The organism is Lentilactobacillus buchneri, assembly GCF_018314255.1.
Classification (GTDB): domain Bacteria; phylum Bacillota; class Bacilli; order Lactobacillales; family Lactobacillaceae; genus Lentilactobacillus; species Lentilactobacillus buchneri.
Genome location: NZ_CP073066.1, coordinates 2,405,242 through 2,418,207 on the forward strand (window position 1 = coordinate 2,405,242; position 12,966 = coordinate 2,418,207).

Genomic DNA, 12,966 nt, shown 5'->3' on the forward strand with positions numbered 1-12,966 from the left:
CAATTATTTTGAAAGAGTATATTATTACCAACCAGACTGGACGTTTGGATAAAGTCATCTCGGAACTTGATTCTTCAATCAGCCGGTCACGGGCAAAAAATTTAATTGACGATCAACATCTCAAAATCAATGGTGAGCCAGTCAAACCAAAGTATCAAGTTAAGTCGGGGGATAAAATTCAGGTCGATTCGGTGCAACCGACTCCGATCAGTCTTGAACCGGAGAACATGCCACTTGATATTGTTTATGAAGATGATGATGTGATTGTCGTCAATAAACCACAGGGGATGGTGGTTCATCCTTCCCCGGGTCATCCGGACCATACGTTAGTAAACGCTCTGTTGTACCATAGCCCGCTGTCAACGATTAATGGCGAGTTTCGGCCGGGCATTGTTCACCGAATCGATAAGGATACTTCAGGATTGTTGATGGTTGCCAAAAATGACAAAGCACATCAGTTTTTGTCACAGCAGTTGCAAGCCCAAAAAAATCTGCGAAAATATGTTGCTCTCGTCCATGGACGCATTAAGGAAGATTCAGGAGTCGTCAACGCGCCCATTGGCCGGTCACCAAAGGATCGAAAAAAGCAGGCAGTTGTTTCGGACGGCAGAAGTGCCGTGACGCATTTTGAGGTGTTGGAGCGATTTGCTGACTACACTTTGGTTGCCTGCCGACTGGAAACCGGTAGAACCCACCAGATTCGAGTTCATATGAAATACATCGGGCATCCGATCGTTGGGGATCCTTTATATGGGCCAAGAAAAACCATTCGTGGCAATGGACAGTTTCTGCACGCCCAGGAGTTGGGATTTGAACACCCCCGGACGCATCAATTGATGATCTTTTCGGCGCCCCTGCCACCAATATTTGAACAAACACTTAATAATTTACGATTAAACAACGCTCTTGGATCTTGACAATCCGGCGCTGTTTTCATATTCTGAAGTGGTATAGCATTTTTATGCAATCATCAGGTACAAACGTTACTCAATTAAGGAGCTTTTACTAATGGGAAAGATAATACTAGATAAAATGGCTATGCAGCGGGCCTTAACGAGAATTACGTATGAAATCGTTGAAAAAAACAAGGGTGTTGAAGATTTAGTCTTAATTGGTATCAAGACCCGAGGAATCTTTTTGGCAAACCGAATTGCCGATCGGCTCCAACAATTGGAAAATGTTTCGATTCCTGTCGGTGAATTGGATATTACCAACTACCGTGATGATATCGAACACGATGCCATGAGCAGTGATGTCAAAATGTCCAATAACAAGATTAACTTTTCTATCGAAGGTAAACGGGTTATTTTGGTAGATGATGTTTTATACACGGGCCGAACTGTTCGGGCTGCCCTTTCCGCGGTCATGGACTTGGGTCGTCCCAAGAGTATCAATCTGGCAGTTTTGGTTGACCGTGGACACCGCGAATTACCAATTCGGGCCGATTTTGTCGGCAAGAATATCCCAAGTTCTCAAAAGGAAAAGATTAAGGTTTATGTTTCAGAAATTGATGACAAGGATGCTGTTGAACTCATCAAATAATTCTCATTGCGAGGAGTCAGCATGACGGAAAGATATTTAATTTTAGAAGATGGATCCGCGTATGCTGGAAAGGCATTCGGATCACTGGCAACAACGACGGGTGAAATTGTTGCCAATTCAACAATGAACGGTTATCAAGAGATTATCTCAAATCAGATTTACCATAATCAGATTATCGTTTTTACCCAATCATCTATAGGGAATACCGGACTCGACCAGAATGCGTACGAGTCCATTTTGCCGTCCGCAAAAGGTGTCATTGTCAGGGAGTACGAAAATCTGGCAACTGACCACTTTAAGCGGATTTCTTTGGATAAATATTTAAAACAACACAAAATCCCCGGAATTTATGACGTCGACACCCGAGAAATCAGACATCATCTACAGAAGCGCGGCAATATGAAAGCAAGCATTGTCGACGTCGCGGATGATCATGCTTTTGATCAGCTGCACGCGACGGTTTTGACAAATCAACAAGTTGCTCAAGTGGCAACTCCCAAGCCGTTTCCCAACCCTGATGAAGGCGCCAACGTGGTCGTAGTCGATTTTGGCTTAAAAAGCGGCATTTTAAGGGAGTTATCCCATCGTGACTGTAACGTGACGGTGGTCCCTTGGAACTTTTCCGCCGCCCAAATTTTGGATTTGGATCCGGATGGCATTGTTTTATCGACTGGTCCAGGTTCGCCGGAGAATTTACCAAAGTCTGTATTAGACATGATTACAGAGGTTCAGTCGCAGGCGCCATTGTTTGCGATGGGCTTAGGCCATGAACTGTTTGCGCTTGCCAATGGTGCTAAAGTTTCCCAACTAACCGTTGAGCATCACGGCAGTAATCATCCCATTCGGGAAATTATCACCAATGAGATCTTTTTCTCAGGTCAAGAACAGGGGTATGCAGTTGATCCAAAATCAATTGACCATGCCAAACTGTTTATCACCCATATCGATTTGGTGAATGGCACTGTTCAGGGCTTACGGCACAGAGATTACCCCGCATTTTCGGTTCAATTTTCTCCAGATGGGGCACCAGGGCCCAAAGACAGTGTTGGCTTGTTCGACGACTTTATGGAAATCATGGCAAGAAGAAGGGACAGCAATGACGATAGATATTAACAAGGTCCTCCTGCTTGGCGGTGGCCCAACCAACATTGGCCATGAAAATGAACTTGATGCAGCCGCTTTTGAACGCTTGATGGCGCTCAAAAAAACCGGTGCGAAAATAATTTATGTGGATAACAATCCATTTTCCGTTACTACTGAAGAAATTCAACCAGCTAACGTGTATGTTCAAGAGGCCAATTTTCAAAATATCGTCAACATTATTGATAAAGAAAATCCGGACGCCATTATGGCAACCACTGGCGGACTTAACGGCATGCAAATTGCTTGGCAGCTGGCTGAAAGTGGCATTTTGGCCTCTAACAACATTTCACTCTTGGGCATCAAACCGGCTGATTTGCGGAAGGTTATGGACAATCAGAAACTTCGTGATACTTTAACCGAAATTAATGAAAGAGTCATTGCCTCGAAAATTGTGGCCGATGACGACGAAGCCATGGACTTTGTCCGTGAGGTTGGTTTCCCAGTGATTGTCAAACCGATGTCATCAAGTCATGATACCAGTCGGTTTATTTGTAATAATACTGACGAATTAGAAGATGCTTTGGATGTGAGTTTCAAGCGAACCTACATTAAGCGCTGCTCGATTGAACAGAGTATTGTGGGTTACAAGGAAATTGAAATGGTCGGTATCCGCGATGAAAGCGGCAATAAGCTGCTGGTTTCGGGAATGGAAGATATGGATCCAATTGGGATTCATTCTGGGGATTCAATCATTTTTGCACCAACGCAGACTTTGATTAATGAAGAATATCAAGCGCTCAGATCGGCAACTTTTCGCATTATGGATGCTCTGAATGTGACGGGAACTTGTCACGTTCAATTCGCCCAGTCTAGAACCGATGCCAATTATTTTGTGACCAAGGTGAGTCCGTTCTTTACCAGAAACACCATCTTGGCTGCTAAAGCAACTGGGTACCCCTTAACGTACGTCTCAAGCTTTCTTGAAATGGGGTACAATCTGACTGAAATCAAGTTACCGAGTAAATATAACAAGTTTCTGCCGTTCATGGAGCCAACCATGGATCATGTGGTCGTTAAGATTCCATTATGGCCGTTTAGAGACATTACGGACGTTGACCAGCATTTGAACACTTTAATGAAATCGGTTGGATCTACCATTGGAATTGGCCGGACAGTGGAAGAAGCGATTATTAAATCCATGCATAGTTCCCAGTTTTCACCACGGGATATTTTGCCCAGCGTGTCGACGGTTAATGATGACGAGGTCATTAATCAACTCATTCATCCATTGGCCAGTCGAATATTAATTTTGATGGAGGCATTGCGGCGAGGCTTTTCAATTGATGAGCTATCTGAACTGACTCAAATTGATCGTTTCTATTTCTACAAGTTGAATCAATTATTGAGAGCTCAGGATTTTGTTGTCAATAACCCAATGTCACCGCAATCCATTGAAATTGGACACAAATACGGTTTTGGTGACGGCATGCTGGCTGAATTATGGCAAGTCAACATTTCAAAGATTCAGCAGTTGAACGAAAACTACCAGAATCACGTCACTTACAAGGCAGTTGAGCCGAGCGCCGGTGAGATGCTGGAATCAACCAATATTTTTTACAGCAGTTATGAATTGGAAAATGAAAGCCGGCCATTTGAAGAAAAGAGTGCTTTGGTGATTGGTCGGGGTGGGAACCAACTCGGCCCCAATTCGGCAGCGGATTATTACACCTCACAGATTCTCAGGGCGCTTCACAAGTCAGGCTATAAAACAATTATCATGAACACAAATCCGAATGCCGTCTCACTAACGCCACAGTTAAGTGACAAACAATACATTGAGCCGATCCAACTCGGAAATATTCTCAACATTATTAATTTGGAGAAACCAGATGTCGTCATTCTCCCAGGGAACCGACACTACTTGTCTAAACAGTTAAAACAATTTCAAAATCTTAATATCATCGTTTTGCCGCCGGATCAAAAAGTTGCCACATACAATCAAAAGTATGCGACAACAGCTGTCGATCTGTTCATCGAAGGCGATGAAATTTTACCAGTTACGACCATTTCTTTTGTGGGGAAAGATCAACGGACTGACCTGCGGTTTATTAACGACTATAAAGAACCGATGGATAACTGGAAGTCTGACGAAGCAAAATTGATTGCCGATGCCACTAACAAGGTAGATCCAAAAGAATGGCAGGGGCTGGTTCAAGTCTTGTATAATACAACTGGTGATTCTAAATATGAGATGACCGGCATTCGGCCTGTACGAATTACTGAGACCGCCTTTCTCACCAAAACGACCGGGATTAATTGGATTAACGTTTTGGTCCGTAAATACCTGCACACATTGGATATGGAAGCCTTGCGGGAAGACTTGAAGCCAACGGAGCACAAACGTGCATCGATTATGACTGCTCATTTCCCCTTCAGAGAACTCCAATCCAGTCGCACTGAGGGAACCACTAAGCAAGAAGTCGGTTCATCACTATCATTTAAGAATTTTGAATAAGATTACAACAAAAAGGTCGGGGCAAAAGTTGATATTTTGCCCCGACCCTTTGTGTATTCTACATATTATCAAGCTAAATAGTGTGACTGACAATGTGAGAAAGACGCTCCTAAATGCAACTGATGTATATCTATGGCGCGCATTTTTTGTATGCCAGAAATTGAAAGCAGATTACTCACCCGCTTATTTTCGCATCTGATCAATTAGATTTTCATCCGGGGTGACGAACAATGTCGTTTGATTGTCATAAATCACATACCCCGGTTTAGTACCATTGGGTTTGCGAATATTTTTGACTTTTGTGTAATCGACTTGTACTTTGGCGGATCCGCGCGCTTTCGAGAAATAGGCAGCTAGATTGGCAGCTTCCGCCAGGGTTTTCTCAGACGGGTCAAAGCTGCGGATAATGACGTGTGATCCAGGAATATTTTTGGTATGCAGCCAGGTATCACGTTTGTCGGCGGTATGCATAGTTAATTTTTCATTCTGCAGATTATTCTTACCGACTAAAATTTCTGTCCCATCACTTGCGACAAACTTTTCTGGTTTGTTAATCTTTTGTCGCTTATTTTTCTTCTTTTTGTTCTGCTCATGATCACGGAGATAATGACCTTGTTCCAATTCGTACTTGATGTCGATCAGGTCTTGGGGATCAGCCAGTTCAATTTGGGATTGAATATTTTCGAAGTAATCAACCTCCTGCTTGGTCAGTTGAATTTGTTCGCCAACAAATTTAACAGCGTTCTTCAATTTTTGGTATTTCTTGAAATATCGTTGGGCGTTTTGGGAAGGGGATTGTTGATTGGAAAGCTGAATGGTAATCAATTTATTTTCATCATAGTAGTTGGGCAGTTCAATGCTGGTCATTCCACGTTGAACTTTGTTGAGATAAGTTGTTAAAATCTCTCCCTTGACCCGATAATCATCCGCATTTTCAGTTTCTTTCATATCCCGCTGGAGTTTCTTAAGTTTCGTGCGATTCTTTTTAAGCTGTTTTTTAACGACTTGAATCAGCACCGCGCCTTGTTCTCTGACCCGGTCTCTTTGGGCTTTGCTGGCGTAAAAAGCATCCAGCAATTCGCTCAATGTTGAGAAAGTTTGATTTTTAGTTGTACCCGGATAGGGAAATGCGGTAAAATTAATCTTGTTACCTGCAACATGGCTAAAGGTTGGCTCTGGTGAGTCGAATTTTTGGAAGAAATCCTTGAAATTAGTCTCAACTTTCTCGTCCTTATGCAAACTAGTTGCTAATGCCAAAGATGTGTCGTTGCCCAATCCTTGCATTGTTTTCCGCAGATTTTCAGCTAAAACGTCCACGTTTGGAAAATCTTTGATCAATTGGCGGACCCGGTCAAAGTCAGTCATCGTAAATGGGTTTTCCAAGTCCTGCTTCGGCGGTTTGATATAAGTTGCTCCAGGCAGCAACAAGCGATATCGGTTAACGTCAGAACCAACGTGTTTAATAGCGTCAATAATTTTTCCCGTGGCTTGCTCAACCAGGATGATGTTACTATGACGGGCCATAATTTCGACAATCAGATCTAATTTTGTCTGGTCACCCAGTTCATTGCGCGCCGTGAAGGTGAACGTCAACACGCGATCATTTTCCTGTTGGGAAATATCACTGAGAATTCCACCGCTGAGATGCTTACGGACAATCATTGTAAAGTTTGTCGGCACACTGGGGTTGACATATGGAACTTTGGTAATCTGTACCCGGGCATACGTCGGGTTGGCAGACAGCAGCAGCTGTTGATTCTTTCCGTGAGCTCGGATTGTTAATATGAGTTCATTCGGATAGGGTTGATTAATTTTGCTGATCCGACCCGTTTGCAGCAGATCGGTTAATTCATTTTTCATAGAATGGGTAAAAGAACCATCAAATGACATCTTATCACTCACTTTCGTATAAGTAGCATGTACTAGTATAGCGCACTTTCTTGACTGATGCTAAGGAAGGCACATGTTATTTGTATGTCATTATCAAATAGCGTATACTAATTTTTCGGAGGTCTTTTCATCATGAAAGATATTCTTGTGGCACTTAATTCTGCTGCCAAAAATCATCGATCTCAAATATTCAATATTACTAAGGCAATGAACCTGACAATTTCTGAATGGAAGTTGTTAAATCAAGTCATTGCCGGCAATACCACCCAGGAATTATTGTCCGAAAGTACCAAATTGGATATTTCAACCTTGTCGCGGCAGTTGAAGCGACTATTAGAAAAAGATATGATCGAAAAGACCGCGGTTGGTCGGGACAAGCGACAATTGATTTATAAGGTGACTGACAAGGGAACTCAGGCCAGTCAATATGTTGCCGCCGAAATTCAAAAGCTGACTGACCGGGTATTTAATCATTGGACTGATGAAGAGAAAAATCTTTTAAAGATATTGATCAATCGTCTTGAAAAGAGTTTGGATAGAATTTAATTACGAGCAGGTGAATTTAATGAAAATTGCGATCGTGACTGATAGCACGGCGTATTTAACCAAGGAAGAACAAGCGAAATACAACATTATCGAAGTGCCAATCCCTGTTATTATCGATGGCCGTGAGTACAAGGAAGGTGTCGATTTGACGACGGCAGAATTCTACGATAAGTTAAAGAATTCTCAGGCCTTTCCCAGTACATCTCAGCCGCCAATCGGTGAGATGATTGATCTCTACAATTCTTTGGCTAAACAAGGCTATGACACCGTGATTAGTATTCATCTTGCCAGCACGATTTCTGGCTTCTATAGTTCTCTGACTCAAATTGCACCAACGATCGAAGGGATCAAAGTCATCCCATATGATTCCAAAATCACCGTTAAGTTAATGGGCTATATGGCCATCCAAGCCAGCAAAATGGCACGACTTGGGCGCACGCCCGACCAGATCCTTACATATCTTGATGGGCTTCGGCAGACAATTGACGAACTGTTTGTCGTTGATGATCTGCAAAACCTGGTTCGCGGAGGCCGCCTTTCAAACGCCTCGGCATTCATTGGCGGAATTCTTAAAATTAAACCGTTATTGACATTTGATGATAAAAGTAATGAAATTGTCGCCTTTGAAAAGATCCGGTCGCGTAAAAAAGCCCTCAAACGAGTGGAGGAACTCTTTGCTGCTGCCAAACAAAAAGCTGATTATCCTCTGCGGGCATTGGTCATTAACGGCAATGATCCTAAAGCCGGAAATGAATGGGCAAATAAAATTCACGAACTTTATCCTGATATGACAATCGAACAAAGTTATTTTGGTCCCACCATTGGTACCCATTTAGGCGACAAAGCATTAGCTCTTGCGTGGCTTCGAGACTTTGATCAGGATAACATTTAAAATGAACTATTTTAACTTGCAATCGCTTATTGTTCAGTAAAACACGAACTAAGCGATTGCATTTTTTAGTGCATGTGATAAACTTTAATAGTTACATAAAATAAATATGGGGTAGGATTCAATGCGTTAAGTGTCGGAGGAACGGAATGTGAACTTCGAACGAAAAATGATCGACTTCGACTTGTCGACCATTTGCGGTGTTGTTTCCGCATTCGCTATGTTATTTAGTTCTCTAAATAATGGTGAGCTCCTTTATAAGGAGATGCTGCATCATGAAGTCATTGTCATTGGGTTTTCGTAAGCTGCGGGTTGTGGATATTGTTGTCTTGGGAATTTTCATGTCGTTATTGTTAATTCTCGGTCGATTTACTGTCGGTGTTCAGTCCTGGCGGTTAAGCTTCGGCTTCGTTGTCACTGCGATTGCCAGTATGCTGTATGGGCCACTGTGGTCATCCACAATCGCTGCATTAACGGATATCATCGGCACTTTGATGTCTGGAAGTGTTTATTTCCCTGGGTTTACTATCTCTGCAATTTTAGGCGCTGCCATTTATGGCTATTTTTTCTATGGCAAAGAGATCACATGGAAACGCGTGATCATTGCCCAATTAATCATTGCGGTTGTCGTCAACGCAATTTTGAATACCTATTGGTTGACAATTTTATATAAGACACCGTTTTGGGCATTTTTACCGGTTAGAGCGTTAAAAGAATTGGTCATGACACCGATTCAAATGGCAATTCTTTACTATATGCTGAATTCCCAGACAATGAGTAATATTCAGAGTCGGTTGTTTAAATAAAATGAGAAGCGACGCACCGTACCAACATATTGGTCGGCGGGCCGCTTTTTGTCGTATACAAAGGAGTGAATCATGATGTATTACATCTCATTACACAACATGCGGTTTCACAGTCATATTGGCGTTTTGCCCGAGGAAAAAGTCGTTGGTCAAAATATTCAAATTGATTTAAAAGTGAAAGTCGATGCCGATCCGACTGATGATGATTTGAAGTCGACGGTGTCATACGCGGATTTCTATCCAACCATCGCCAAGGTGATCGACAATAATCAGGTCGACTTAGTTGAGACCTTGGCCCAGACAGTGATTGCCGCTATTAAAAATATTGATTCGCGGATTATGACTGTCAATGTCCGGATCCGCAAACAAGGAACGCCGATTGATGGTGTTTTGGACGACGTCGAAATAGAAATGGAGCATTAGTATGGAAGATGTATATTTAAGTTTAGGCAGTAATATTGGGAACCGCGAGGCATTTTTGCAACAGGCCATCGAGGCATTGGGTAGTGACCCACGGATTATGATTGAAAAGCAGGCCAGTCTGTACGAAACGTCCCCGGTTGGTGGGGTCAAGCAACGGGCATTTGTCAACACAGCTGTCAAGATTGGGACGACCTATGAACCCCTGGCACTCTTAAAGGTGATTCATGAAATCGAAAGTGGTCTCCATCGAACTCGCCAGGTTCACTGGGGTCCAAGGACCGTGGATATTGATATTATCTTCTTTGGCAATGAACAAATTGATCAACCAGGGCTGTCGATTCCACATCCCGAAGCGTTTAATCGATTATTTGTGTTGATTCCGATTCAAGAATTGATTGATGGACAATTTCCAGACGCTGATAAGATTGCCACGGCCATTAAGTCTCTCCAACAAGATGATCAATCAATCAAAAAAATCAGTCCGGCTAATAACTTCTACACCGAAATCACCAATAACGTTACTAACATATTGGCTGCAATTGGTGACGACCCGACTAGAAAGGGACTTATTGAAACCCCGGATCGGGTTGCCAGAATGTATGCCAACATCTTTGATTCTATCGGACTGGAAGATTTTCAAGACTATAAACTGTTTGATTCACCGGAGTCAGATGACTCAAAGACGGTTATGGTGAAAGGGATTCCATTTTATTCGATGTGTGAGCATCACATGATGCCATTCTGGGGCAAAGTCAGTGTCGCCTATGTTCCTGATAACGGGAAAATTATCGGTCTAAGTAAAATCCTGCGACTGGTTGATTTTGTATCACACAAGTTAAGTCTGCAGGAAAAAATTACGGATGATGTTCTCAGCCAAATGGAAAAAATTCTCCATCCCAAAGGCGTGGCGGTAATTGTTGATGCCCGCCATATGTGTATCGAAATGCGGGGCGTCAAAAAAACCGGCACCGTGACCCGAACCACTAAATTTACCGGTGTCTTCCAGCAAAACGATGAGCTGAGAAGTGAGTTTTTGAATTCAATCCAGGTGGGACAAATATGAACGATGATTTAACCAGTCACTTTGCCGAATTTTTATATAATCAAGGTGATCGCATTGGTTTGTTAAAGCAAGTTCTGCGCCAATTGGGCAACCCGGATGCTGACTATCCAATCATCCATATCTGCGGTACCAACGGCAAGGGGTCAACGGCAACGATGATTGCCGCAATACTCCAGCAGATGGGAAAACGAGTTGGTTTATTTACCAGCCCGTTTATCGGTGATGTTACCAATAGTATTCAGATTAATCGCCAGGCAATCCAAACTGATCAATTTGATAAGTATCTCAATCGCCTCAAGCAGCTGATGACTTCATTTGGTGATGGACAGCAGGAACTCTCTGAATTTGAGGCTATGTTTGTTGCGGCCATGCAGTACTTTTCTGATCAACAAGTTGACTATGTGGTTTTGGAATGCGGTCTGGGTGGGGAGCTCGACGCAACCAATGCAGTGAAAACAACCATGTATTCAATCTTTACTAAAATTGGCATGGATCATATTGGCATTCTGGGAAATACCATTGAAGAAATTGCGACGACAAAGTCAAAAATTATTCGACCAGGAAACACAACCATTGTGGCCCCCAACCAACGGCCGGAAGTCCTGGCAGTCTTGAAAGGTGAAGCGAGTCACAAAGCCGCCAACTTCCTTGATGCCAACACAGTTCAAATTGATCGGCAGTCAACTAAAGCAACTCATTTCGTTTATCAAGTCGGTCATCAATCTGGTCATTTTCAATTTGGACTGCCGGGCGATTACCAGTTGGAAAATGTCCGAACCGTGTTGTTGTGGTTGGATGATTTTCAAAAAAAGCAGCACTTATCACTGGACGCCAGTCAATTATTAACCCAAGCGCTGGGGAAGCTGGATGTCCCCGGACGGTTTGAAACCATTCACGCTCAACCGACGATCATCATCGATGGTGCTCATAATGTTGATGCGATCACAGCTTTCGCTGAATCCGTGAAACATTCATTTTCCAGCCAATCCAAAATGATTATTACCGGGTTTCTGAAGGATAAAGATTATGTCGATAATGTGCGATTGCTGGCAGAGATTCCCAATGCAACTTTCAAATTAACGCAACCTGCTAATCCTGAGCGCAAGCTGGACGAACGTCGTCTTCAAACGGTCTTCCAAAACATTACTGGCAAGATTTACCCGATTTTTTCCGACCCGATAGCTGCCCTTAAGGCAAGCCTCAAGGAATCAGCCAATCACCCCGATCAGCTCATTTTGGTGGTGGGTTCATTTTATCTCATCAACCCAATTCGAGATTATTTAATAAAGACAAGGAGCAATTCAAATGACTAATTCTAATGAAGTCCATTTCAAAGGGAAAAATTTTGATTTCAATCTGACTAAAACGCCAATTATCTATTCCATTCTCAATTTAACCCCGGATTCATTTTACGATGGTGGGGTCAATACCAGTATTGATCAAGTTTTGGACCGCATCGAAACTGAAATGGGCTATGGTGCCAAAATCTTTGAACTGGGTGGCAAATCGTCCAAACCCCATTTTGATGACATTAGTCCAGATGAAGAGTGGCAGCGGGTAGAACCTTATCTTAAAGCGATTCAAAAACGGTTTCCAAATATTGTATTGGCAATCGATTCGAATACCAACTCAGTGATTGAACGGGCGTTGCAATCTGGAATTCAGATCATTAATGATATTGATGGCTTTAATTCTCAAGCCAAACTGGATTTGGTTCAACAATATCAACCCTCAGTCGTCACGATGTTTAATGGTCGCAATTTTGACGAACAACCAACGACACTTGAAGACACGATGCATTCATTTTTCACTGACTCGATTAATCGTTTAGAACAAGCTGGTCTTCAAAGAGAGAACATTGTTATTGATCCCGGGGTTGGCTTCTCTGATAGCAATACGCTTGAATTTGATTTGATTAAAATGCGTTACACAAAACAAATGCGCCAGTTTGCAGCACCGATCATGATCGCAATTTCTCAGAAAAGTTTTGCCAAACGACTGTTTGATGCAGGCTCAGATGAGCGACTGATCCCAACATTACTGTTTGAAGCATACATGACCCAACTGGGTGGGCGAATTATCCGTGTCCATAACGTCAAAGAAACCCAAGAACTGATTAAAACCTATCAGATCTTCAAGGACATATTAAGTGATTAAGGAAGTGATCAACCATCTTAGTTGAACAATTAATCGCCCAAATCGTAACGCT

12 protein-coding genes and 1 riboswitch are annotated in these 12,966 nt (G+C 42.6%); of the genes, 11 read left to right on the forward strand and 1 reads right to left on the reverse strand.

The window, feature by feature from the left end; all coding sequences use genetic code 11:
• Positions 1 to 8 precede the first annotated feature (8 nt).
• The 4 genes from KE627_RS11520 to KE627_RS11535 all read left to right on the forward strand — a co-directional run bounded on the left by KE627_RS11520 (position 9) and on the right by KE627_RS11535 (position 5,140).
• Entirely contained in the window at positions 9 to 917 is a 909-nt protein-coding gene (locus tag KE627_RS11520; RefSeq protein WP_013727895.1) for an RluA family pseudouridine synthase, read from the forward strand.
• A 91-nt stretch (positions 918 to 1,008) separates the two neighbouring features.
• Positions 1,009 to 1,542 carry a bifunctional pyr operon transcriptional regulator/uracil phosphoribosyltransferase PyrR gene (gene pyrR / locus KE627_RS11525; RefSeq protein ID WP_013727896.1) on the forward strand — a complete coding sequence of 178 codons (534 nt, stop codon included), beginning with the start codon at positions 1,009 to 1,011 and terminating at the stop codon, positions 1,540 to 1,542.
• A gap of 21 nt (positions 1,543 to 1,563) precedes the next feature.
• Positions 1,564 to 2,655: a carbamoyl phosphate synthase small subunit gene (locus KE627_RS11530; RefSeq protein WP_013727897.1), complete on the forward strand. Its 1,092-nt coding sequence runs from the start codon at positions 1,564 to 1,566 to the stop codon at positions 2,653 to 2,655.
• Positions 2,639 to 5,140, forward strand: coding sequence for a carbamoyl phosphate synthase preATP-grasp domain-containing protein (locus KE627_RS11535; protein ID WP_013727898.1), 2,502 nt, complete (start codon positions 2,639 to 2,641; stop codon positions 5,138 to 5,140). The genes KE627_RS11530 and KE627_RS11535 overlap by 17 nt, the downstream gene beginning before the upstream one ends.
• Before the next feature lie 183 nt (positions 5,141 to 5,323).
• Here the strand turns inward: KE627_RS11535 and KE627_RS11540 are convergent, their stop codons facing one another.
• Positions 5,324 to 7,030: an NFACT RNA binding domain-containing protein gene (locus KE627_RS11540; RefSeq protein ID WP_056938610.1), complete on the reverse strand. Its 1,707-nt coding sequence runs from the start codon at positions 7,028 to 7,030 to the stop codon at positions 5,324 to 5,326.
• A 132-nt stretch (positions 7,031 to 7,162) separates the two neighbouring features.
• Here KE627_RS11540 and KE627_RS11545 point away from each other — a divergent pair, with 132 nt between their 5' ends.
• From KE627_RS11545 to folP, 7 genes are all read left to right on the forward strand, one after another.
• The gene (locus KE627_RS11545) at positions 7,163 to 7,576 is read left to right on the forward strand and encodes a MarR family winged helix-turn-helix transcriptional regulator (protein WP_013727900.1); all 414 of its coding nucleotides are present in this window, start codon (positions 7,163 to 7,165) and stop codon (positions 7,574 to 7,576) included.
• Between the two features lie 19 nt (positions 7,577 to 7,595).
• Positions 7,596 to 8,468 (forward strand): DegV family protein, encoded by an 873-nt coding sequence (locus KE627_RS11550; protein WP_014939974.1) that lies wholly within the window; start codon positions 7,596 to 7,598, stop codon positions 8,466 to 8,468.
• A 105-nt stretch (positions 8,469 to 8,573) separates the two neighbouring features.
• Positions 8,574 to 8,688, forward strand: a riboswitch (THF riboswitch).
• 52 nt (positions 8,689 to 8,740) lie between these two features.
• Positions 8,741 to 9,271, forward strand: a complete 531-nt coding sequence (locus KE627_RS11555; RefSeq protein ID WP_013727903.1) for a folate family ECF transporter S component — start codon at positions 8,741 to 8,743, stop codon at positions 9,269 to 9,271.
• A gap of 75 nt (positions 9,272 to 9,346) precedes the next feature.
• Positions 9,347 to 9,694, forward strand: coding sequence for a dihydroneopterin aldolase (gene folB, locus KE627_RS11560; protein WP_041805645.1), 348 nt, complete (start codon positions 9,347 to 9,349; stop codon positions 9,692 to 9,694).
• 1 nt (position 9,695) lies between these two features.
• A complete protein-coding gene (gene folE / locus KE627_RS11565) occupies positions 9,696 to 10,757 on the forward strand; it encodes a GTP cyclohydrolase I FolE (RefSeq protein ID WP_013727905.1) in 1,062 nt (353 codons plus the stop codon).
• Entirely contained in the window at positions 10,754 to 12,070 is a 1,317-nt protein-coding gene (locus KE627_RS11570; RefSeq protein ID WP_013727906.1) for a bifunctional folylpolyglutamate synthase/dihydrofolate synthase, read from the forward strand. The genes folE and KE627_RS11570 overlap by 4 nt, the downstream gene beginning before the upstream one ends.
• A complete protein-coding gene (folP, locus tag KE627_RS11575; protein WP_013727907.1) occupies positions 12,063 to 12,914 on the forward strand; it encodes a dihydropteroate synthase in 852 nt (283 codons plus the stop codon). The genes KE627_RS11570 and folP overlap by 8 nt, the downstream gene beginning before the upstream one ends.
• The last annotated feature ends 52 nt before the right edge of the window (positions 12,915 to 12,966 follow it).

Excerpts from the sequence above, each read along its gene's own strand:
- pyrR (WP_013727896.1), top strand. The coding sequence starts at position 1,009 with ATGGGAAAGATAATACTAGATAAAATGGCTATGCAGCGGGCCTTAACG.
- KE627_RS11530 (WP_013727897.1), top strand. The coding sequence starts at position 1,564 with ATGACGGAAAGATATTTAATTTTAGAAGATGGATCCGCGTATGCTGGA.
- KE627_RS11535 (WP_013727898.1), top strand. The coding sequence starts at position 2,639 with ATGACGATAGATATTAACAAGGTCCTCCTGCTTGGCGGTGGCCCAACC.
- KE627_RS11540 (WP_056938610.1), bottom strand. The coding sequence starts at position 7,030 with ATGTCATTTGATGGTTCTTTTACCCATTCTATGAAAAATGAATTAACC.
- KE627_RS11545 (WP_013727900.1), top strand. The coding sequence starts at position 7,163 with ATGAAAGATATTCTTGTGGCACTTAATTCTGCTGCCAAAAATCATCGA.
- KE627_RS11550 (WP_014939974.1), top strand. The coding sequence starts at position 7,596 with ATGAAAATTGCGATCGTGACTGATAGCACGGCGTATTTAACCAAGGAA.
- KE627_RS11555 (WP_013727903.1), top strand. The coding sequence starts at position 8,741 with ATGAAGTCATTGTCATTGGGTTTTCGTAAGCTGCGGGTTGTGGATATT.
- folB (WP_041805645.1), top strand. The coding sequence starts at position 9,347 with ATGTATTACATCTCATTACACAACATGCGGTTTCACAGTCATATTGGC.
- folE (WP_013727905.1), top strand. The coding sequence starts at position 9,696 with ATGGAAGATGTATATTTAAGTTTAGGCAGTAATATTGGGAACCGCGAG.
- KE627_RS11570 (WP_013727906.1), top strand. The coding sequence starts at position 10,754 with ATGAACGATGATTTAACCAGTCACTTTGCCGAATTTTTATATAATCAA.
- folP (WP_013727907.1), top strand. The coding sequence starts at position 12,063 with ATGACTAATTCTAATGAAGTCCATTTCAAAGGGAAAAATTTTGATTTC.